Here is a 23,525-nt window from a genome sequence, read left to right as displayed (position 1 = left end):
AACCTTTAAAAATTAAATATAATGAAGTTAAAAATAACAATAGTTATAGCACTATTATTTGCATTTAACGTTGTTGCACAAACAAATCAAAAAGACACAATTGACGTATTTATAAAGCAACAGTTAATAACATTCTCTGAAGTCCCTAGTATTGCTATATCTGTCATAAAAGATAATAAGCCATACTTCTTAAAAGCATATGGAAAATCTGATGTTGAAAATAATATTTTAACGACAACAAAAACTCCATATTACATAGCTTCAGTTACTAAATCTTATGTAGCATTATTGGCAGAAATTTTAGCTAAAGAAGGTAAAATTGACTTAAATATGTCAATCACAGAATTTAATCCTATTAGCTCTTTTAAAGACAAATCCTTATTTGAAAATGTTAGTATAAATGATTTATTATCTCATAAAAGTGGTTTAGAAAATATTCAATTAGGAATTCAGCTTTCACAAGTTGGAGAATATGATGAAAAAAAACTGATTTCAATTCTAGAAAATGAAACAATACCTCTTTATAATAATAAATCTTTTATGTATTCTAACTTTGGTTATTATGTTTTTGCAATGATATTAAATGCAGAACTTGGCAAAGACTGGAAGAAACTTTTAGAAGAAAAAGTAATTGACCCTCTTGATCTAACAAAAACGACTCCCTCTTTAACTCATGCCCAAAATAATAATTGGTCACTTGCTCAACCTTATACTGCAATCAATGACAAAAGGCTCCCTAGTAAACCAACAACATTAAAAAAAGATAAAAATTTTCATGCAGCTGGAGGTTTGTTAACTTCAATAGAAGACCTTCAAAAATGGCTTTTAATTCATATGAATGATGGAGTCTTAGATGATAAGATGATTTTTCCTAAAGATATCATTCAAAATAATCATAAAAACTTCGCTGATGCTAATGGCAAAAAGGATGCATTCTCAATAAAAGCATATGGTTTGGGCTGGTTTATAGGTGAATTTAGACAAAAAAAAGCAATATTTCATTCTGGTGGCTACGATGGGTATTATGCTTTAATTTCATTCCTCCCAGATGAAAACTTAGGTGTAGCAATTTTGATAAATGAATCTCATATAGGAGATAATGTTTCAAAACTCATAGTCTCTTTTATTTATGATCTTATTTTAGGAAATATGAACACTATTGATGATTATTTAGGTAACGTGTCTGCTTTTAAAGCTCAAATCGATAGATTACAAAATGCATTCGCTGATGATAAAATTAAACGATCAACTCGACAATGGAAGCTATCACAACCATTAAAAATTTTTGAGGGTGATTATTATAATTCAAGTTTAGGAACAATTAAAGTGTCTTTTAGGGATGAGAAACTTTATTTTACCTATGGAGTTGCTAATGAAGTATTAGGTGAGCCTACTTTTTTTCAAGATGTTATAAGAGTTGAGTTTAACGATAAAGATGCCAGTGAAGTTCAATTTGTTTTTTGGGACAATATTGAAGTTGCATTAATTCATGAGAAAAATTTGTATAAAAAAATTGATAAATAGATTTACTTTGATGAAAAAAATAATTCTGTGGATAATACTCATTAATAGTCTAGCCTATTCTCAAGATTACACTTATAATTTAAGCAATGACTTTCAAAGCCAATTTGGTTCGAGCACTGACATGGTGGCTTTAAACCCAATATTTAAACTTGAATCTGATACCATTTTCAACAAAACTTACAATTCTAAAATTAAAAAGTTCCCGATAGGATTATCGAATATAAATCTAGCATATGGCTTTTTATACTTTACTGGAAATAGTAATTCTGTTTTTGAGAATGAAATAGTATTTCTTGTCGAAAATTATATGTCAGATAATCCAATTTTATACTTCGACAAAAATGGAAATTTAGATTTTACAGATGATGGAGGACCAATAAAGTTTTCTGACAATTTTAAACTTGCTTTAAAGAATATTAAAAATCATTCGGCATCATTACATTACAATATTAGTAAAGGCTTTTTCCCTAATGATGCTGGTCAAACTTTTAAAACGAGGATTAAATCGTTATATCCAAATGCGTACTTAATTTCTCCTAACTATTGGATTACAAATCAAAGGTTATTTGTTAAAGTTTCTAAAGGAATGTTAAATGATAAACCAATTACAATTTACCTTTTTGATGAAGATTCAGATGGTTTGTTCACTGCAAATATTGATAAAATATTCATTGAACCTAATACCATTGAGTTAGAAAAGGATGTTTCTTCCTTTTCAAGAAAGGCAAGTTTAATAAGCAATAATGCAACGTTTTTAATATACGGTATGAAGTTTAGTTTAAAAAACCTTGATGAGAGTGGAGATATACTGGTTTTAGAAAAATCAAATAAACAAATTAATAAGATTTATGATTTAGGGGATTCAATTGATTTTTTGTCTTTAAAACTTATTAACGATCAATCAATATCAATAAATGATTTTTTAAATAAAGACAAGTATATTCTGATAGAAGTTGGTGGAACTTGGTGTGGTGGTTGTATTGCTCAAAAACCTATAATAAGTGAGATTTATGAATCAAATAAAGCTTACGTGTTTGGTGTTTTTGCAAATGATACTAAAGCAACAGTAGAAAAGTATGTTGGAAAACATAAAATAGAGTGGGATATAGGATTAATGACTCAAGAATTTAAAAAACGGTTTGGTATAAATTCATTTCCTACTTATATACTTATTTCACCTTATGGTAAAATTAAGTTGATTGATATAAATGCTCATAGAATTAAAAGCCTATTAATGTTTAGTAAACGAATTGACTAAAATGAATTTAAATAAGAATCAAAATATAGTTTTTCTAATTATGCTATTGTGCTTTATGTCGTGCTCATCCATAAGTCAAAATTATAAAACAAAAATTCTTGTATTGGGTGATGTTCAACTTAAAAGTGATTTAAAAAGATATAATTCAAAAGAATGGAAAAATCAAAAGTTGGACACGTTTCAATTCTCAACACTTTTTGAAGACGTTTTAAAAATAGAGAAGCCTGATTTTATTTTTCAAACAGGAGATTGGGTAAACTATAATAACGGATTGTTTTTAAAAATTATTGATAGAGTTGGAATTGAATTAGATGTTTTACCATTACCATACGATGAATGGAGGTTCATGAATAAATCAATTCCTTATGAACTTAAAGAAAACTTCTTTTTAACTATTGGTAATCATGATTCATACAAAGAAATAATTTTAGAGGGAATATTGGTATCTGAAGCAGATATATTGGCGAATATTAAAGAAGTCAAGTTGGATTTGAATAATAGCGAAAGTAAAAAAGAATTTTTGATTAATAAATTCCATCATCTTGCAAAAGCAAGATTTCATAAAAACACAGGTACTTATGTGATTGAAAAGGATCAATTTACTTTAATTTCTATGGATGGTTTAGATAGAAATAGGAAGCCCTTGTTGGATTTTATTGAAGAAGAATTATCACAACATCAAAAGTTTTATCCCGAAAAAAAACTCATCGTTATTTCTCACTATCCAATATTCACTGGAAGGCTTAAAAATACAGATGAAGAACTTGTATTGGCAGACATTAGAGAGACTTTAATACATTTATTTGATAAGTACAAAGTAGATGTTTACATCAATGGTCATGAACATTTTTATTTGCGGTATAAAAATGAAGGAATAAAAATAGCTGATTTTAAAGGTGTTGTTCCCAAATACACAAAGTACATGACGGTTTCAAACTTTGTCAACCCGTATCCAAGAGAATTTAAAAGACTAATGCCGCAGAAGTATGATGATAACGCTCTAATCTATTTTAGTGGTATTCATTACTCAACACTAACAATATCTGATATTTCTTTAGAAGTAAAAACGTATGGATTAATTGAAAATAACTTCTGGAAAACCATCGATTATTTTGAGATAAAATAGTGAATACAATAATGTATAAAACCCAATAAATGAAAAAAATAGCATTGATTATTCTCATTAGTATGATAGGCTTGAATGCCCAAGATATTTTTGCTCAAACTGACATTAAAAAGTTTCCAGCAACAAGTCAGGCAATATCTATCATTATTGAGTCGGACTCCATTGCCGTTTTCGGAATGTTTGCCGCAGGTGAAGAGCAAAAGGAAACCGTTATACTAACCCATGGTTTACCAGGACATGAAAGAAATCTAGATTTGGCTCAAGAATTAAGAAGAAGTGGTAAAAATGTGATATACTTCAATTACAGAGGAGCTTGGGGAAGCCAAGGTGAATTTCTGTATTCCAACTGTGTTGAAGACGTCCATAAGATTTTAGATTTTTTCTCAAGTTCAGAAAATGTTATTAAATATAAGATCAAGCCAAATGCGTTCATTCTTTTTGGGCATAGCATGGGTGGAGGTATTGCTCTAATTGCTGGAGCAACGGATAATAGAGTCAAGAAGATAGCAATCTATTCGCCCTATTTGTTAGACAATGCCACAGAGGCAGCGCTTAATGGAAGTAAAACATATTTTGAATCCCTTTTTATGTTGAATATTAATTTTGAGAACTTCAAAAGTGATATTTTAAGAAATCAGAGCCGCTTTAAAATCTCAAATTTTAAACAAGAATTAGCTAAAAAACAACTATTAATCTTTGATGAAAATGAGAGAAATAAATTATGGATAGAAGAATTAAATAATGTTGAATATATTTTAATGGAAACTGATCATTCGTTTTCTGATAAAAGAATTGAACTTATAGATAAAGCTAAAAAATGGATTGACTAATATGATATGAAAATTCTAGTAAAGGTATAGTTATTATGTTGTTAGCCTTCATTAAAGCCAACAAATAATAAACTATAAAATTCATTAGAAAAATCTGACGACAATTTGAAAAATAGTAATATTTAAGATGAAAAATGTACTAACGTTTCTTAAAGGTCTAAAAAACCGAGAACAAGTTTAATAATTAAAATATATACATTATGAATATACCTAAAAAAGCATACTTAATTATTGCTCTATTAATAATATCAAACATTGTGCTTGGACAAGAAGATATGAACTCTAATTTTGAAGGAGTTACAACTGAAATAGTTTTATCTGAGTATGTTAAAGAAAGCTATAAATTATCTATTGGTCTACCTTTTGGATATGATCAAAATAAAGAATATCAAGTTTTATACGTATTAGATGCAAATGTAACTTTTGGTATGGTAAATGATATTACAAAGCTATTGGCGTTTGAAGCTAAGCATCCATCGGTTATTGTAGTAGGAGTTGCCTATAAAAGCACTAATGATTGGATGAGAAATCGTGGTCGAGATCTTATGCCAAACTATTCCGGGATTTCAGGTGATAAAAGTGTAAGCAAATTTCATCAGTTTATATCGCTAGAATTGATTCCTCACATTAATAAAAAATTCAAAACAAATCAGACTGAAAATATATTATACGGACATTCTAGTGGTGCTGTATATGGTTTGTATAGCTTATTTAAGGACCCTAATTTGTTTAAGAGTTATATTTTAACAAGCCCTTCTGTAGATGAGGATAGTGGATTTATTGTAGATTTAGAAAACAAATACTATTCTAAGTTTAAGGAGTTAAATGCTAACCTGTACACATCTATCGGAAGTGAAGAAAAAGAAAGCTTTAATAAAATATATTCACAATTTATTGAATCTTTAAAAAAACGAGAATATATCAATTTTCGCTTAAACAGTGACGCTGTTTTAGGAACTCATATGTCGAGTATGGCGCAAGCTTTTATTAATGGGTTTCATTTCATCAATGGCAATAAGTTTTAAAGAAAAATTTAAACGATGCAAATTGATATTAATATGATTGAGAACATTGAATTGAAAAATAGCTTAAGATAGAATAAAGTGGGTATGATTATAATAGTTATTTAAACAAGCACAAATTAAATCCAGCCCTAGCTTTGTTAAATCCACTCACGTATTAGTGGATTAAAAATGAAAAATATGAACAGGAAAGAATTTACAAAAGGACTATTAGCAACAATCATAAGTTATGCATTAATGGACTCTCTTTTTGCAACCAATGCATTTATAAACCATATTAACCCTTTAACCAAACATTGGGCAATTAAACTTAATGAATATTGTTCTGATTTAAAAAAGCAAACCATTACGCCAAAAGAATGGCAAAGTTTGATTGACGAATTATATAAAGACATAGAATTAAACGACTTAATAAAATTTATAGATTTTAGGAAACTGCAGACAGGGTTTCAATATCCAGATTTAGGTGTGAATACCAAACCTGTTTTTTTTCCAAAATTAGATGGACTTCCTGAAAATACTGTATTCATTAAGAAAATATTTGGAATGAAAAAAGATAGAGCAATTATCCCACATGGACATAGTAATATGGCATCAGCTCATTTAGTGCTTAACGGAGAAATGCATTTGAGACATTATGAAAAAATAAGAAAGGAAGGAGATAATTTAATTATAAAACCAACCATTGATAAATTGGCTAAAATAGGTGATAGCTCTTCTATATCTGATGAAAAGGATAATGTACATTGGTTTGTTGCCAATACTGATACAGCCTTTACTTTCGATGTTATTATGCTCGATTTAAAAGGCAAGGCTACAGATATTCATAATATAGATATTTTTGAAAAGCAAAATTTGAGTGATGGAACTATGCGAGTCCCTATCTTGGATGTAAATACTGCTTTAAAAAAGTATGGTAAAGAAACACATCACTAATTATTATAACTAAAATATACAGAATGAAAAAAGCATTTTATACAATTATGGTTTTCACATTTTTATCAACTAATCTCTATTCACAAAAAAATGAGTGGTTGGGAAAAAAAGTAAAAATAGAACAATTGGAAACAAGGATTGACTCATTTCAAATGATTCAAAATGATAAAGTAGTTGGTCATTGGGTTTGGGAAACTCAAATAAATGAAGATGAGATTATTTTTAAGGATGAATCTGTTTTAACTGGAGTTGTCAATGAGACCTTTATATTAAAGTTCGACAGGCAAAAACTAAACACTGCTATTGTGGATATGAAAATGTGGACCGATGCAGACACTTTAAAAGTGGACATCAATCGTACTACCAATAAGGATATAAAAGCCTCATTTAATTTATCAGGGAGGTCAAGAAAAAAAACCATCGTAGATACTATTTTTCAAAAAGAGGTTGTACTTCGAGCGGAAGTTTTTGCGCTACTTCCTTCTTTATCGAATTATGAAAACTTGAATGAGTCTATAGAAACATTTTTTATGGACAGTGGTAAAACTGCAACCATGAATTTAAAGTATTTAGGTGAGGAGGAAGTTACAGTGAAAGCGGGAAAATTTAATACTTATAAGTTGTCATTTGAAGGAGAAAAGCAGATTTCAAATATTATTTATTTGAGAAAAGACTACCCAAGACGTATTATTAAAGTTGAGGTTGTTGGACAGCCATTGACTATTGAATTGGTTAAATTATAAAAAATGAAAAAATATATAAACAAGGTAACAACCATAGTGAATCTAAAAATTATTAAAACCATTCTATTTCTATTGCATTTCGGATTATTAAATAGTACTTTTTCTCAAACTCTATTTAATTTTCCAGAAGGTATCCAATTTGGTATTTCAGTTGAGAAAGCTCAAAAAGAACTGCTCACAATCTCAAATTCTACAGAAATTGTTAAAAATAGCGACATTAGTTTTCCATTATCAAAAAATGAAGAAACTCATTTAATAGCTAATAGTACTATTTTAAGAACAGGTACTTTAGATAGAGTTGTATTTACTTTTTCTGATGATAAACTAGTCTATATTGAAGCTATGGGCGACATGCAAAAAATTTTTCTTTCTAATATTAAAGTTTCACCACAAATATATATGGGATATTCTGTTTATGTTCAAGAGTTATTTTTTGTATTTATTAATAAAAATAAAGCTTGGTTTTTAACACCTGAAGCCACACACCTTGGACTATTTACTTGGAATAACCCGTTATTAGATAAATCTAATGAATTAAAAAAATATACTACCTCTGTTAGTTTACCTGAATTTATCCATATGGGTAAATCTATGGAAGAATTATTGCCAAAGTTTAATGAAAAAGGGAAGCTTACACAGTTAGATACGTTAGACGGTTCAGATCCAAATGCTCAATTTCAAATAAATTGTTATGGTATTGAATATGCAGGTTTTCCGAGAAAATTTGAAGCTAGATTTGGGAATAATAAATTAAATAAAGTATGGATACTAACAGGAAAAGAGGAAGAGGGAAGATTAAGAGAAATGCTAATTGAATTATATGGAAAACCTATTTTTATAAATGAAGACTGGGAATTTTTTGATGGATGGAAAGTAGGATTAAGAAAGGATATACCAGAAGTATTGTATATAAATGAAGAATTGGGTAATTACTATAAAAAAACATTAAAGGAAGAGTAATATATAGTTGGTCCGATGATAAACAGGATTTTAAAAAAGAACTAGGTAATTATAAAATGATAGAGACTTTGTCAATTCAGTTTTAATCAAATAAAGGGGGATTTTACAAACTTGAAAAATAAAATTGCAATTGAAAGGGTATAAGTGAGTTATAAAAGGATTAGGTGCTCAATTGGAGCAGCTAGAAAGTGAAATGATGATATGCTTATTAAAGCAGAAAAATGAATTAAAGTTACGAGGCAAGTATCAGAAAAATGGAATGATTAGCCAGTCACTTCTGATTGAAATATTAAAAAAATAAAGAATTATCAAAACAATACAAACAGCAATTATTTTAGCATTTCTTTTTGCATTACCATCAATATCTATAGCCCAAAAGTTAGAAATACAATATTTGGCTAACGAAGGCTTGCTTATAAAGTGTGATAGTAAACAAATTTTAATTGATGCCACTTTCGACAAAGAGTTTGAGCATTTAGATGTGCTTCCAAATGCTGAATTGGATAAAATTAAAAATGCTGAAAGTAATTATAAATATATTGATATTATACTTGCTACACATTTACATGGTGATCATTTTAATGCAGAAATAACAGGAAGTCATCTTCTACGAAATAAAAAAACAATGTTTTTAGGACCGAAAGAAACTGTAGCAAATTTTGAAGAAAATTTCAATGAGTTTCATACGATCTCTTCTCAAATAAAATCTGAAACTCCCAACTTTTTTGAAAGTAAAACAGTAACTCTAAATGGTATTGAAATTGAGATGTATAGACTTGAACATTCAGGAGAGTCTCCTTGGAAAGAAGCTGAAAATATAGCTTATTTAATAACTTTAGGTGAAAAGAAAATTTTACACTTTGGTGATTCTAAAATAGATATCAATATAGAGAAATTAGGTTTGATAAATGAAAACATAGATGTTCTTATTTTACCATTCTGGGAGTTGGGGGATTTAGAAAATAAAAAAATAATTCTAGAATATATTAATCCAAAAAAAATACTTGCAGGACATATACCTACGAAGAATTATTCAAAAGTTGAGGATTATATTGAGAGTTTGGGGTATAAAAACGTAATTGTTTTAAATAAGCAATTAGAGATTATTTTTTCTGAATAAAATAGAGTTTTCATCTTTTGTCGTATTAATACTCTTTTGTTTCGAAGTATTAAAAAATATGAACTCTTATGATAAGAGATTATTGATTTGTTTCTTATATGTCTGACCGATAGGAATTTTGTGATCTAACATCAATATTCGATTTCCAACAATAGTTTCAATTTTTGAAATAGATACAATGAATGACTTATGAACACGTAAAAACTTATCTTGAGGTAAAATCGTTTCTAATTTGGATATCTTTTCATGACTTAATATCATGTTATTCTCAAAATAAAATTTGGTATAATTACCATAGGCTTCAATGAATAATATTTCGTTAATGTTAACTTGATGCGTTTTTTTATCCCCTTTTATAAAAACATTTTCGTTTTCAGTTGTAGCTAATGAGCTATGACTTATAGAACTTGAATGGGTATTTTCAAACGTCTTATTAATAGCTTTTATAAACCGCTCTAACGAAAATGGTTTTAAGAGATAATCAGAAATATTCAACTCGTAACCCTCTAATGCAAATTCTTTGTATGCGGTTGTAACAATGATTTTAGGAGGATTTTGAAGTGTTTTTAAAAAATCGAAACCAGATAGTTTAGGCATATTGATATCTAAAAAAATTAAATCTATACATTGTTCGTTTAATAGCTTCATCGCTTCAAACGCATTGTAGCAATTCCCAATTTTATTTAAATATGTCAAATTTTCGCAATACTTTTCAATAATACGATGTGCTATTGGTTCATCATCTATAATAACATAGCTTTTCATTGTGTATTCAATTCTAACATGGCTTTATATGTATGTTTTGTTTCTTCAATTATTAATTTGTGCTTGTTTGGATAGGTGATTTCTAATCGTTCTTTCAAATTGGAGAGACCAATACCTTTATGATGTTCAATATCTTTTTCCTCAAAATTATTTTCTATCTGGAACACGATTTTATTGGAGTTAGCTTTAATATCAACATGAATATAAGCATCTTCCATCAAACTTTCAACACCATGTTTAAAGGCATTTTCCAACATAACAATAAATAGGAGAGGTGTAATTTGATAATCTTTTTCAAGATCGTAATTAAACTTAATATCTGCGCGCTTCTGAAACCTTATTTTATGTAATTCAATATAGCTTTCTAAATAGGATATTTCATCCTTCAGAGATACAAAATCTTTCTTTCCTTCGTAGATTGTGTACCTCATCATATCTGATAATTTCAAAACAACTTCGGGGGCTTTATCAGATTTCTCAACTGTTAGTCCGTATAAATTGTTTAGCGTATTAAAAAAGAAGTGTGGATTAATTTGACTTTTAAGTAGTGTTAATTCTGCTTTGTCTTTTTTTGCTTTTAGATGTTTTAACCATTTCCATTGCTCAAAAAAATACAATAAAGCGATTACTGGAATAGGAATTAACAATAAATTTATAACGTTTTCTTTATACTCTTTAAAGTATATTGAGGTGTCATAACCCAATCTCACATAGATAAAATAAGACAAAGTTCCTCCATAAATCAACAATATTGGTATTCGATATTTCATGAAAAATTTTGGTACAATGAGATAACATACACCTATCCAAAATAATACAAGAAAAGTAACAGTAATAGGGTTGTCTGGCATATTCAACTTTAAATCGATGATAACAGCTACAATAAATACTAAAAGCAAAAAGAGAACTTTGTATACAATGACTTTGTTACTCCTAAAAAAATTAAAATTGTGAATTATAATACTTACTATTAGCCACCATACACTAAAGATTATTAGGTTTTCTGTAATGGCGGTTTCATCAATGATTATAAATTTAAAATGCCATAATATCAATGTAATAAGTGCAGTGATAAGAATGCCAAAAACGATAGCTTTAATATTTTTTAAAAAATTAATCATATTAACAAATGTATTGAAAAGTTAATTAGCACCTTTTACGACAGCTCCATTTTTAAAAACCTTGAATACTTCCAAAAGATTTCTCATATCATCTAATGGATTTTTATCAACAACAAGAATGTTCGCTTTTTTTCCGGTTTCAATAGTGCCAACGTAATCACCAATATTTAATAAATCTGCTGAGTTTTTTGTCGCAGCCTTTATAACTTCAATCGCGGGAATATGGGCATCTCTAACTAATGCTTCCATTTCTTCAATTAAAGGAATTTCTTCTGAGTTTTCTACATCGTAGGGTCTATCTGTGCCTAGAGTTAATTTCACACCATTGCTAAAAGCAATTTTTGTAGCTAGCAATCCATTGTTGTAGATAGAGGTTGGTTTAGCATTTTTAAAAACAATCACAGTTGGGTCTAAAAAAATATTTTTCTGCGCCATAAGAATAGCTAGTTTCTCTAATTTTGGGGCACTATTGTTTAAAACAGTATCAATTACTGGACGTTTACCTTTTTCAGCAGCATGAACTAATTGTTCTGAAGACCATAAGGCAGCATGTGATAGTGCATTAACATCTGCATTTACTATTAGAGATGGTAATACTGGAAATATAGCCGCATGTGCCCAAACTAGCATTCCTTGTTTACGAGCTTCTTCTGTGATGTTTTTTATCATTTCTTCGTTCAAATCTGAATAGAGCTTTATTCCAATAGCTCCAGTACCTTTGGCTTTGGCAATAGCCAACTCAATATTTGTGTTAGTGTTAATCGATTGCATCCATGGTGCTTCTCCAACATTAACTCCTTTAGATCCTCTGTTTACACGATTATCTCTTGAATAAAACCGCGGACCTGCCATTATAACAGAATAGTATATGTCAGGTGATTCAATTTCATCCAGTAATGCTTGTCGTGATAAATAGGACAACAATCTTGCATCACCACCCATATCACGAACTCCAGTAATACCATGGGCTAGCATAAATTTTAGTTGCTTTTCTACTATTGAAATGGTATTGTTGGAACTTGGGTCTGTTGCGAGATGCGTATGACCATCTATTAGACCAGGTAATAAATACTTGCCAGACATATCAATGGTTTCAAAATCATCAATAAGAATTTTGTCTCCATAATTAAATATGGAATGAATTGTATCTGCCCTAATCAGTAAACTTTTGTTTTTTTGAAGATCTCGTCCAGTACCATCAATTAAATTGAAGTTTTCTAATAGAATTGCTTTTTGAGCTTGAATATAAGTTATCGAGAAGAAAGTCATCAATAACAATAATGTAGTTTTCATAAAATGTCTCATCTAAATAAAATATTTATTTGTTTTATATAAAGCAAAAATAGATGAGTTGAATTTTTAGGCATAACTAATTTGATAAACCATAAATGATTCAGCACAAACATAGTGTTTTTTGCCACAAACATCGTTTAAGGTTGTTTGAACACAATTCATATAGATAATAGTGGACTACATCATTATTGTTTCGCACGGAAATGATAAGACTTTATGTTTGCAGCACAAAATTGTATAATATGAATACCTTAAAAATTGATAGTTTGTCAATAACTTATCCAAATGGTGTCCAAGCATTAGATAATATTTCATTATCGGTATCTAATGGCATGTTTGGTTTGTTAGGGCCAAATGGAGCGGGGAAATCATCTTTAATGAGAACTATAGCCGCATTGCAAGAGCCTTCTTCAGGGGTTGTTTTTTTTAATGATGTGAATATAACAGCTCATCCACAAGAGATAAGAAAACAATTAGGTTATCTACCTCAAGAATTTGGTGTCTACCCCAAGATTAGTGCCCAAAATTTATTAAATCATCTTGCGGTACTAAAAGGGATTATAAATAAGGAAGAACGCAAAAATCAAGTTGACGCTTTATTGCAACAAACAAATTTATTTCAACACCGTAAGAAAGCCGTTCATACCTTTTCTGGAGGAATGCGTCAACGATTTGGTATTGCACAAGCTTTATTAGGTAATCCACAATTGATAATAGTAGATGAGCCTACCGCAGGTTTAGACCCAGAAGAGCGAAATCGTTTTTTGAACCTATTGAGCGAAATAGGCGAAAATATTATTGTAATACTTTCCACACATATTGTAGAAGACGTTAGAGATTTGTGCTCTAATATGGCGATTTTGGATAAAGGAAAAATCATTGCTCAAGGAAACCCAATAGAGCTTACCAAAAGATTAGAAGGACATATTTGGGCAAAAACTATAGATAAAAGCCAGCTCGATTATTATCAAAAAGAGCATTGTGTGATTTCAACGAAATTAGTTTCTGGAAAAACCCAAGTTAAAGTCTTCTCTGAAACACAGCCTGATACAGGATTTGAGCCTATTAAACCTGACTTGGAGAGTGTTTACTTTTTGGCATTATCAAAACTTAATCAATCTATAGCCTTATAATTATGTTAACTTCTTTATTATGTTTTGAAGCCAATTATCAATTAAAACAAAAAGCTTTTATTGCTTTTAGTATTATTTTTCTTGCTTTTGGCTATATGTTGGGCAGTCAAGGTTTTGCACCCGCAAATGTCAATTTTAATTCTGCCTATCAAATAAGTTACAATACGGCATTAACATCGTTGGGTTCCGTCTTTGCCATTATGTTTTTTTCTATTAATGGTATTTTAAGGGATAAAAGGTATAACACAGAATCACTTATATATACAACTTCGGTACAAAAATGGAATTATTTCTTTAGTCGATTTTTTGGTGCTTTTGCAGTTAGTTTATTCGTTTTTACAATGGCTTTGTTGGGTTATTTTTTGGGAACTCTATCACCTAGTTTGGACCCAGAGCGATTAATGAAATTTCATTTGATTTATTATGTGTGGACCTGGTTAACCATTGTAGTGCCAAATATATTTATATGTACAGCCATTATTTTTTCAGTGAGTGCTTTAACCAAAAACAGCATTGCTACTTATGTAAGTGCCATATTTATATATGCCGCTTATTTTATTTGCTCTATGTATTTTAACTCACCATTAATGGCGAATACTGTTCCAGGAACATCTGAAAATATGTTCTTTGCTGCACTTGCAGACCCTTTTGGACTATCGGCTTTCTTTGAACAAACCCAATTTTGGACACCATTTCAAAAAAACACAGAGTTGCTTCACTTCTCTGGATATTTTATGTGGAATAGAGTTGTATGGTTAATGGTTTCCTTTTTAGCATTAAGCGTTACTTACAAAGTATTTTCTTTCAAGAAGTTAAATCCAATAAAAATAAAAAAAACAGAAAAAGAAGGGGACAAAATTTTTCAGAAAAAAACATACAAGACGATCAATAATATTAAGCTCAATACAAAATCAAAACTGTTAAGCCTAATGTCATTATTAAGAATAGAACTTAATAGTCTATTTAAAAGCCTGCCTTTTATAGCTGTCTTTTTATTGTGGGTGTTTATTGTTGCTTCAGAAATTTATATTAAGATTAATAGCGGTGGAGCATACAATGATAGTTTATATCCTACAACAAATTTGTTGATTGAACTTATTAAAGACCCATTTCCAGTAATGTGTTTGTTATTGATTATTTTTTATAGTGGAGAATTGGTTTGGAGGGAGCGTAGTTTAAATTTTGACGGAATTATTGACGCTACGCCAGTTTCAAATACTGCTCTTTTCCTTTCAAAAGGCGTTACACTTGTAATGCTTCCAATCGTATTGATATCAATAAGCATTCTGATTGCTATAGCCTTTCAAATAACTAATAACTATTATCATTTTGAAATTTGGCAATATGCATCGATGTTTTACTTTATGGGTATTGGAATGTTATTTAGTATAATGCTGGCTTTATTTATTCAAGCAATTTCTCCAAATAAATATCTTGGAATGATAACTACTGGGTTACTCATAATTATCTTTCAAAGTCCAGTTGCAGGGAGTATTGGGATTGAACATCCTTTATTAAAAATAGGAAAGTTACCCTATGTAGAATTTAGCAATATGATTGGATATGGAGACTATGCAACACGTTTTCACTATTATGCAATATGTTGGATAGTATTGGGAAGTATTTTGACATTCATTTCCTTTAAAATTTGGAAGCGTGGAACTACGTATGGTTTAAAATTTAAGATACAAGAGCTAACTTCAAATTGGTCAAAATCCACACGCCTGCTTTTTGTAATGCAGATTTCAATATTTATGGTATTAGTAGTGGCTATCTTTTACAATACTAATGTAGCTACAGAATATTCAACAAAGACTGACGATTTAGATTTTCGAGAAGGCTATGAAAAAAACTATAAAAGATTTGAGTCATTAGGACAATTGGTCTTTATTGATATTAAAACAAAAGTAGATTTGTACCCCAAAGAGGGAAAGTATGTTATAAATGCTGATTGTGTTTTAGAAAACACGCATAATAAGCCTATAGATAAAATGTTGATTTTTGAAAGACTTCCTTTAAAAGCAATAAAACTCGAACGAGCAAGATTGATAAAATACGATACTACATACAGTACTTATTTATATGAGTTTGACAGGCCTATACTTCCAAAGGAAAAAGTACATTTATTTTACGAATTAGAAAAAAAGAAAGACGGTTTTGATATAGATGATGCTATTGTCAATAATGGCACCTACATTACTTCCAATAGTTTTGAGCCTGTCTTGGGTTACAGAAAGAGGGTAGAAATAACCAATGCTTTTGAACGGCAAAAGCGAGGTTTGCCAAAGCGAGAAGAGATAGTCACAAATGACCTTCATTTACAAAATGATGATAATCCAAATGTCAGAAAGATTTATTTTGAAACAACTATATCAACTGAGAGTGATCAAACAGCAATAGCCCCTGGCGATTTCATAAAGAAATGGTCTAAAAACAATCGTAACTTCTACCAATATAAGGCATCACATAAAATCATACCAAGTATCGCTTATTTTTCTGGTGCCTATGCCATTAAAAAAGAGAACTATAAAGGTATCTCTATTGAACAATATTATGATATATCACAACCATACAATATAGAAAACATACAAGAAAACGTAAAACTTGCTTTAGATTATTGTGCACAAAATTTTGGGCCATACCCATTCAATCACTTACGCATTGTAGAAATTCCAAGTTATTGGCCATTTGGTGGTTTTGCCCATCCAGGAACCATAAGTATGGTCGAAAACCGTTTATATTTAGTTAACAATACTGTGGAAGGAAACTTTGACTTGGTTGCTAAACGAACGATTCACGAAGTTGCTCATCAATGGTTTGGCCATATTTTAACACCAAAATATGGACCAGGGGCATCTTTTCTTGTTGAGGGCTTTGCGAAATATGCTGAAGCTGTCATTATGTCAAAAGAATATGGAATGAGTAGTGTTAGACAATTAAGCGCAACAGCCAATCAGACCTATTTTTCAGGACGTTCATTTGCGTCAGAAAAGGAACCTTCGCTTCAATTTTTAGATGGACAAAGCTATCTGGCTTATGGAAAAAGCTATACAGTAATGTTAGCATTAAAAGAATTAATAGGAGAGGATGAACTTAATATGGCTATAAAAAATACTATAGATAAAAATAAAGGAGATATAAATTTAAATGCAAGTTTTCTTGAGTTTTTTGAAGAACTTAATAACTATGTGCCTAATGAATACAAACTGTTAGTGGATGATTGGTTAAAAAAGGTTGTTACCTACGATTTAAAAATAAGCAAAGGTACAATTAAGCAGCTTGATAATAAATATGAAGTTACAGTTGATGTTTCAGCTAATCGATTTAGGACTTTAGATAATGGAGAAGAAAAGTCAATTTCAATAAATGAGCCCATACAAATAGGATTATTTACCCGACATCCCGATATAATTTCCTCTACTGAAAATATGCTCTCTTTAAAGCCTTATATGATTGACAAAAACAATATGACATTTAAAATAATAGTAGATGAATTACCAACTTATATAGTAATAGATCCTTACAGCACACGTTTGGATAAAAATTTGACTGATAATGTTTTTTACTTAAATTAGTTTATAATTGATGCTTTTTTGAATATATAATAATTGTAATTATCACTACTATTAAAGTCATTATGTAAAATGTATAAGACGTTCCTGCTATGGAAGGCATTATTGGATATAATTGTAAGCTCATGTTTGCTCCAAAATGTAATAATACTGCAGTCCAAATATTGTAGTTTGATTTTATGTACAACCAAGTAAAGATAAAGGAGGCCGCAATAACCCAAACAACAAATAAAATAAATGGGATGTCATTGGGAGCTCCAAAATTAACTAAGTAACCTGGAAAATGCCATAATGCCCATATTACACCTACAATAAGACTGGCAAATACTAGACTTGTCTTTTTAATCAAAATAGGTAAACCGTAACCTCTCCAACCAATTTCTTCGAAAAATGCCAAAACGAATATTAACCATACTTTAGAGAGTGGAATTTGAAAGATTGGAATTAAAACAAAGTTTCCTTTAAAAAATAAATATGAAATCCCTGTTGATAAATAAGAAACTAAAGTATAAAAGATTAACGCTAATAAAAGCCATTTAATGCTCTTTTTAGTAACTATAAACTGCTTTGTAAATTCAGGAAAACTCATTTCTTTTTTAGTAGTAAGAAATAACAGTGCTATAATTCCAGGTAATGCAACTGTGTATCTGAAATAAATACTTTTTAGTTGTAATTGGTGTATTATAAATACGCCTAATACGGTTAACATGAGTACTACTAATAGATAAAGCACTCCTTTTGATTTAAGTAAATTCATTGGTGTTAATTAATTGATTGATTGATTGATGTATAAAAGATAAGATATATAACTATCAAATCTTATTTCCCAAAAATACTGTTTATTAAGGTTGATTTTTTTATATGTCCATCAAAAATGAATATCAAATTATCGAATGACTTAAGTTTTTATTACAATTAATTAATTTTATTAATGATTTAATTATTATAGATAATGCTTAAATTAAGATTAAATAAACATTTATACTTACTTATTTTGATTTTTTATTTTAGTTGTAAAACTAATGGACAACTAAAAGATAAAAATGAATTTTATTACAAGAAAACATTAAAAAAAAGTATTGATGTAGATGTTATAATAAATAAAAGATTTTGTACGAAAACTCCAAAAACAGTTACGGGTAAAGGGTATGATAAATGTGTTGAAGTAAAAAAAGATAATGGACTATCCGTAGTTGAATCATTTTACACTTATTATGGAGTAAATTCTAGAGATAAAAAAATAGATAGCTTGATAACAAAAAGTCCGTTTAATCTCACGGGTTCAATATTTAAGACAAAAAAATGGAGTTACTCTGTTTCTTATTGTAATAATGTATTAGTTATACCTGCAGTAGTTCCCTTAGGGAACAATATTTGGTGCTTTAAATCAAATGAATATTTTTTAATTTATCATTTTTATAATAATCCATTTAAGATAAAGAAGGGTAAAGTAAAAATTATAAAGTCTAATAAAGATTTGTTTAGCTATTCAGAATACGAGATTGAATATCATACAGAAAAAAGTTTAATTAATGAAATTAAAATATCATTTATTGATTCAAGAAATTTAAAATACAAAATGAATTTTGCAGAAATAAATTTCAATAAAGAATTCCTTAGTTGTAAAGTTGGACAATTAAATAAATTTGGATTTAAGAGCGACCTTTATTACAATGAACTAAATAAATAATATTTAAAACTTAATCTTATTTATTTACAAAAACTAAATTACATTATCAAATTTTATGATATTTATATAATTAAAAAATTCATTTTATGTCAGTTAACCGCATAGTTGTTAGCTACATGAATTATTATAAATACAAAACAGAATTTAACAAATTACAATTAAAAGACTTTGACAGAAGATGTTTGGTGTTATCAAATTTTTGTGGAACTTTTAAAATTTGATTTATAAGTTTTTCCGATTCTTAATAATTCTCCACTATCAATTTTAATAGTTAAATCTCCATAATTAGAATACATAACTTCCTTTATAAATTCGACATTAACTATAGTTGATCTGTGAATTCTAATAAAGCTATTTGGCAGCATATTATCAAACTTACTTATTGCTTCTCTTATAACAAATTTTTTCTCTTTGGTATATACCTCAGAATAGCCACCTGATGCTTTTATATATTTAATTTCACAATTATTAATGAACAATATTTTATTTGCCAATTTCAAAGGAAATTTATCATGGTTTATTAATGTTTCTTTATTTGATATTTCCTTTTTTGTAGTCAAATGATTTTTGATAAAATTTTGAATTGATTCAACAAACCTGACATCGGAGAATGGCTTTAATAAATAATCGAATATTTGATATTCAAAGGCCTTTAGTGCAAAGTTGTTATCTTCGGAAACTATAATTGTAAGAAAATCAGCCGAGCTAGAGAATTTCTCTAAAAAGTCAAAAATGATAACATCATTATTGAAATTGATATCAGAAATCAATAAATCAATAGTGTTATTAATTAAAAAGAACTCTAACTCACTTACTTCTGAGCATTCATTAATTATGAAAATTGATCCATAATTATTTAGAAGCTGTTTAATCCTTTTTCTATTTAATTTATCTTCGTCTAAAATTAATACTTGTATCATTGGCTTAAAAATTTTAATTTCAAATGAAAGAATTAATAGCGATAATCTTTACTAAATAAAGGGGTAATCTATATCATTTTATAATGTAAGATATATTAAAGTTATTATTTAGAATAAAATGTGAACTTATTTAAAAGAAATACTTTTTTGCTTGTTTTAACAAGCAAAAAATATCTACTTAACAAATCAAAATGCAGTTATCAAAAAAAAAATAAAAATTGATAACCCTTTAACTTCATTAATGAGACATTAAATATACAATTTATGCCGTTTAATTATATTTTTAAGCATTTCATGTTATTTTGAAATAAAAGCATAAATCAAAGATATTCAATCATTTATAATATTATTTTGATTTATTTTTTTAGTTAATGTCGTTCATAACCATTTTAGCAACCTTTTAAATGAAAATTAAAACGTTTAAAACATTCTTCTTCATACTAGTTCTTAAATATCGTTTTTTTACTTCCAGCAATTGCAAAAAGGCATGGTGGTGAGTCTTATTATTTATTATGTATTAAACCATGTTAACTTTAATTTCATAATTCAGTAAGTATATTTTTTGAGTTAGTCTTCAAAAATAATTTTCTTCACTACCATCCTTTTTAAGTTGCTAAAAACTAACTCAAAATAATTTAAATTAAAATTTATGAAAGTAAAAAACTTTTTATTTTTGATGGGATTACTCTTTTTTTTAACATTTAATTCTTTTGCACAAGAGAAATCTGTCACTGGTACGGTTACCGCTGCTACAGACGGTTTGCCATTACCTGGTGTAAATGTAATTGTGAAAGGAACTACAAGAGGAGTTCAAACCGATTTCGATGGTAATTATACTATCAAGGCTAGTGTTGGTGAAACATTAGTATTTTCATTCATAGGGATGAAAAGCACGTCTGCTGTTGTAGGAACAAGCAATACAATCAATATTAGTATGCAAGAAGACATTGAGTCTTTAGCAGAAATTGTAGTTGTTGGTTTTAGTACAAAGTCAAGAGATGAATTAACTTCTGCGGTATCTAATGTTACCTCAGAAGATTTAGAAAAATTAGCACCTTCAGTAAGTATAGATAATATGCTTCAAGGTGTCGCTTCTGGCGTACAAGTTACGGCTCAGAATGGTAAACCTGGTCAAACTGCGTTTATTAGAGTTCGTGGTATTGGTTCTATTAATGCAGGTAACCAACCATTGTATATTGTTGATGGAGCTCAAGTAAATGAAAATGACGTTAATGGTATTAATCCTAACGATGTTGAATCTGTAAGTGTTTTAAAAGATGCTGCATCTACATCTATTTATGGTGCTCGTGGAGGTAATGGTGTTGTGCTTATTACAACTAAGAGAGGTAAAAAAGGTCAAGATGGTATTTTCAAATTTAGTTCAAGAATAGGTAAAAGTAGAAAAGTTAAAGATAACTTTACTATGATGAACGCAGCTCAAAAACTTCAGTATGAAAGAGAACTAGGTCAAGGTATTGGCGCTGGTATTTCTTCTAATGCAGAATATCAAAGGCTTTTAGGGCTAGACCACAACTGGCAAGATGATTTATTACAAGATGGTCTTCAAAAGTCTATAAGTTTAACGGCTTCAGGTGGAGAAGAGAGAATGAATTATTTCTTCTCATTAGGTTATGATGAAGATACAGGTATTATTCAAGACATTAATGCATTTAACAGGCTTACAAGTCGTGTAAATGTTGATTATCAAATTAAAGATTGGGCTAAAATTGGTTCAAGTTTATCTTTCTCTAGTATTGAAAATGGAGATCCAAGAGATAGAAACAACGTTCAAAACCCATTTAGAGCAATATATGATTATAACCCATATGAAACTAAATTTGTTTTAGATGCAAATGGTGATCAAGTTTTAGATGCAAATGGTAATCCAATTTACAACCCTACACATGAAGGTTATCCTGTGTCTGCTGAGTTAAACCAAAATATTAGAACTCGATATTTTAATAGATTTTTAGGTAATTTATATTTAGATTTAAAATTAACTGATAATATTAAATTTTTAACTCAGGGTTCAGGAGTTTATGAGCAATTTAGAAATGAAACTTTCTTACAACCTGGCTCAGTACTTGATTTAATTGTTAATGGTGGTGTGCCAACTGGTTCTAAAACGGATAGCGGCTCATTTGATTTCACATATACTTGGCTAAATAAAATCACATATACAAATACTTTTGGTGATGTTCATAACCTAGAACTTACTGCTTTATCAGAATATGTAAAAAATAACTTTAGAAATTATTTAGCAAATGGTCAAGGTTTTGTTGTAGGTGGTCCATCAGTATTAAATGTTGCTGCTACACCAATTGCTGTAGGGAGTAATCGTACAGAGTATTCGTTATTTTCATTAGCAGCAAACGTTGATTATAACTATGATAATAGATATATTATTAATGCTACTGTTAGACGAGATGGGTCTTCTAGATTTGGAACAAACTCTAAATATGGTAATTTTTATAGTGGTTCTGTTGCTTGGAATATTACTAATGAAGAGTTTATGGCAAGCAATAAAACTTTTAGTACGTTAAAGTTAAGAGCTTCAGCAGGTACTTCTGGTAACGACCAAATTGGTAACTACTCATCAATTACTACTTATGGTTTTGGTGCTTATAATAATGGATTTACCACTATAGTGCCAAATAACTTTGGAGATCCAAATTTAGGATGGGAGCAAAACTTCAACTACGGTGTTGGACTTGAATTTGGATTATTTAATAATAGATTAAGAGGTCTTATTGATTATTATAACAGAACAACTTCTGACTTATTATTGAATGAGCAATTATCATTAACTACAGGTGGTAACGCTGTTACTGGTAACCTAGGTGAAATGGTTAATAAAGGTCTTGAGTTTGAATTAGCTGGAGATATTATTCGTAATGAAAAATTAAAGTGGACAGTTTCTGCTAATTTAAACTTATATGATAACGAGGTAACTAAATTAGTTAATGTAGATGATCCTAATACAGTAGGAGTAAATGAGAGTGATTTATTTACTACAAGTAATTTCTTCTCTATATTAAGAGTTGGCGAAGAAGTAAACACTTTCTTTCTAACAAGATATGCTGGTGTTAATCCTGCTAATGGAGAAGCTTTATATCTAGATGTAGATGGAAACGTTACTAATAATGCTAATGGAAATGAAGTAGCATTATCTGGAAAATCTCCTTTTGCAGATTTAGATGGAAGTGTAAGTACAACTGTACAATACAGTGGATTTGATTTGTCTGCAAACCTCTACTATAAAGTTGGTAATTATACTTTCAACGTACCTGAACAAAATATGTTAAGTGATGGAGCAAATGTTTCTGATAATCAAAGACTAGATGCATTTAACTACTGGAGAAATCCAGGAGATACTAATGTGTTACCTAGACCATTTAGTAATTCAAATCAAAATTCAGATAGATTTCTTCAAAAGGGTGATTATATTAGATTACGTAGTTTACAGTTAGGGTATACTCTTCCAAGTAGATTTACTGAAACTATGGCGCTTA

Annotated in this window: 18 protein-coding genes; 13 read left to right on the top strand and 5 right to left on the bottom strand. The window is 29.2% G+C overall.

What is annotated here, in order from left to right; all coding sequences use genetic code 11:
• Nucleotides 1-21 precede the first annotated feature (21 nt).
• From IEW41_RS13665 to IEW41_RS13625, 9 genes are all read left to right on the top strand, one after another.
• The gene (locus tag IEW41_RS13665; protein ID WP_188606943.1) at nt 22-1,524 is read left to right on the top strand and encodes a serine hydrolase domain-containing protein; all 1,503 of its coding nucleotides are present in this window, start codon (nt 22-24) and stop codon (nt 1,522-1,524) included.
• A gap of 10 nt (nt 1,525-1,534) precedes the next feature.
• Nucleotides 1,535-2,782: a TlpA family protein disulfide reductase gene (locus IEW41_RS13660; RefSeq protein WP_188606942.1), complete on the top strand. Its 1,248-nt coding sequence runs from the start codon at nt 1,535-1,537 to the stop codon at nt 2,780-2,782.
• A gap of 1 nt (nt 2,783) precedes the next feature.
• Complete coding sequence (locus IEW41_RS13655; protein ID WP_188606941.1) at nt 2,784-3,908, top strand: metallophosphoesterase family protein; 1,125 nt, start codon at nt 2,784-2,786, stop codon at nt 3,906-3,908.
• A gap of 44 nt (nt 3,909-3,952) precedes the next feature.
• Entirely contained in the window at nt 3,953-4,738 is a 786-nt protein-coding gene (locus IEW41_RS13650; protein WP_188606940.1) for an alpha/beta fold hydrolase, read from the top strand.
• A 200-nt stretch (nt 4,739-4,938) separates the two neighbouring features.
• Nucleotides 4,939-5,763, top strand: a complete 825-nt coding sequence (locus tag IEW41_RS13645; protein ID WP_188606939.1) for an alpha/beta hydrolase — start codon at nt 4,939-4,941, stop codon at nt 5,761-5,763.
• Between the two features lie 177 nt (nt 5,764-5,940).
• Complete coding sequence (locus IEW41_RS13640) at nt 5,941-6,696, top strand: cupin domain-containing protein (protein ID WP_188606938.1); 756 nt, start codon at nt 5,941-5,943, stop codon at nt 6,694-6,696.
• Nucleotides 6,697-6,719: 23 nt separating this feature from the next.
• Nucleotides 6,720-7,439, top strand: coding sequence for a DUF3108 domain-containing protein (locus tag IEW41_RS13635; protein WP_188606937.1), 720 nt, complete (start codon nt 6,720-6,722; stop codon nt 7,437-7,439).
• Nucleotides 7,440-7,442: 3 nt separating this feature from the next.
• Entirely contained in the window at nt 7,443-8,399 is a 957-nt protein-coding gene (locus IEW41_RS13630) for a hypothetical protein (RefSeq protein WP_188606936.1), read from the top strand.
• Between the two features lie 394 nt (nt 8,400-8,793).
• Entirely contained in the window at nt 8,794-9,519 is a 726-nt protein-coding gene (locus IEW41_RS13625; protein ID WP_188606935.1) for an MBL fold metallo-hydrolase, read from the top strand.
• A 66-nt stretch (nt 9,520-9,585) separates the two neighbouring features.
• On the opposite strand, the gene IEW41_RS13620 is transcribed toward IEW41_RS13625, so the two are convergent.
• Genes IEW41_RS13620 through IEW41_RS13610 form a run of 3 tightly spaced genes read right to left on the bottom strand, consistent with a single transcriptional unit; the run spans nt 9,586 to nt 12,698 of the window.
• A complete protein-coding gene (locus IEW41_RS13620; RefSeq protein ID WP_188606934.1) occupies nt 9,586-10,284 on the bottom strand; it encodes a LytR/AlgR family response regulator transcription factor in 699 nt (232 codons plus the stop codon).
• Nucleotides 10,281-11,405 carry a sensor histidine kinase gene (locus IEW41_RS13615; RefSeq protein ID WP_188606933.1) on the bottom strand — a complete coding sequence of 375 codons (1,125 nt, stop codon included), beginning with the start codon at nt 11,403-11,405 and terminating at the stop codon, nt 10,281-10,283. Before IEW41_RS13615 ends, IEW41_RS13620 begins: the two co-directional genes overlap by 4 nt.
• A gap of 21 nt (nt 11,406-11,426) precedes the next feature.
• Nucleotides 11,427-12,698, bottom strand: a complete 1,272-nt coding sequence (locus IEW41_RS13610; RefSeq protein WP_188606932.1) for an amidohydrolase family protein — start codon at nt 12,696-12,698, stop codon at nt 11,427-11,429.
• A 242-nt stretch (nt 12,699-12,940) separates the two neighbouring features.
• On the opposite strand from IEW41_RS13610, the gene IEW41_RS13605 reads away from it, so the two are divergent.
• Nucleotides 12,941-13,831: an ABC transporter ATP-binding protein gene (locus IEW41_RS13605; RefSeq protein WP_188606931.1), complete on the top strand. Its 891-nt coding sequence runs from the start codon at nt 12,941-12,943 to the stop codon at nt 13,829-13,831.
• A gap of 2 nt (nt 13,832-13,833) precedes the next feature.
• The gene (locus IEW41_RS13600; protein WP_188606930.1) at nt 13,834-17,406 is read left to right on the top strand and encodes an ABC transporter permease/M1 family aminopeptidase; all 3,573 of its coding nucleotides are present in this window, start codon (nt 13,834-13,836) and stop codon (nt 17,404-17,406) included.
• A gap of 1 nt (nt 17,407) precedes the next feature.
• Here IEW41_RS13600 and IEW41_RS13595 read toward each other — a convergent pair whose 3' ends face one another.
• Nucleotides 17,408-18,160: a CPBP family intramembrane glutamic endopeptidase gene (locus IEW41_RS13595; RefSeq protein ID WP_188606929.1), complete on the bottom strand. Its 753-nt coding sequence runs from the start codon at nt 18,158-18,160 to the stop codon at nt 17,408-17,410.
• A gap of 237 nt (nt 18,161-18,397) precedes the next feature.
• Here IEW41_RS13595 and IEW41_RS13590 point away from each other — a divergent pair, with 237 nt between their 5' ends.
• A complete protein-coding gene (locus IEW41_RS13590; RefSeq protein ID WP_188606928.1) occupies nt 18,398-19,093 on the top strand; it encodes a hypothetical protein in 696 nt (231 codons plus the stop codon).
• Nucleotides 19,094-19,284: 191 nt separating this feature from the next.
• Here the strand turns inward: IEW41_RS13590 and IEW41_RS13585 are convergent, their stop codons facing one another.
• A complete protein-coding gene (locus tag IEW41_RS13585; protein ID WP_188606927.1) occupies nt 19,285-20,013 on the bottom strand; it encodes a LytR/AlgR family response regulator transcription factor in 729 nt (242 codons plus the stop codon).
• A 649-nt stretch (nt 20,014-20,662) separates the two neighbouring features.
• Here IEW41_RS13585 and IEW41_RS13580 point away from each other — a divergent pair.
• The coding region (locus tag IEW41_RS13580) for a SusC/RagA family TonB-linked outer membrane protein (RefSeq protein ID WP_188606926.1) at nt 20,663-23,525 on the top strand (2,863 nt) is incomplete at its 3' end.

Origin of the sequence: Aquaticitalea lipolytica (genome assembly GCF_014641635.1) — a bacterium.
Taxonomy (GTDB): Bacteria; Bacteroidota; Bacteroidia; order Flavobacteriales; family Flavobacteriaceae; genus Aquaticitalea; species Aquaticitalea lipolytica.
The sequence above is the reverse complement of the archived record's forward strand: the minus strand, read 5'-3'. Positions and strand labels throughout refer to the sequence as shown.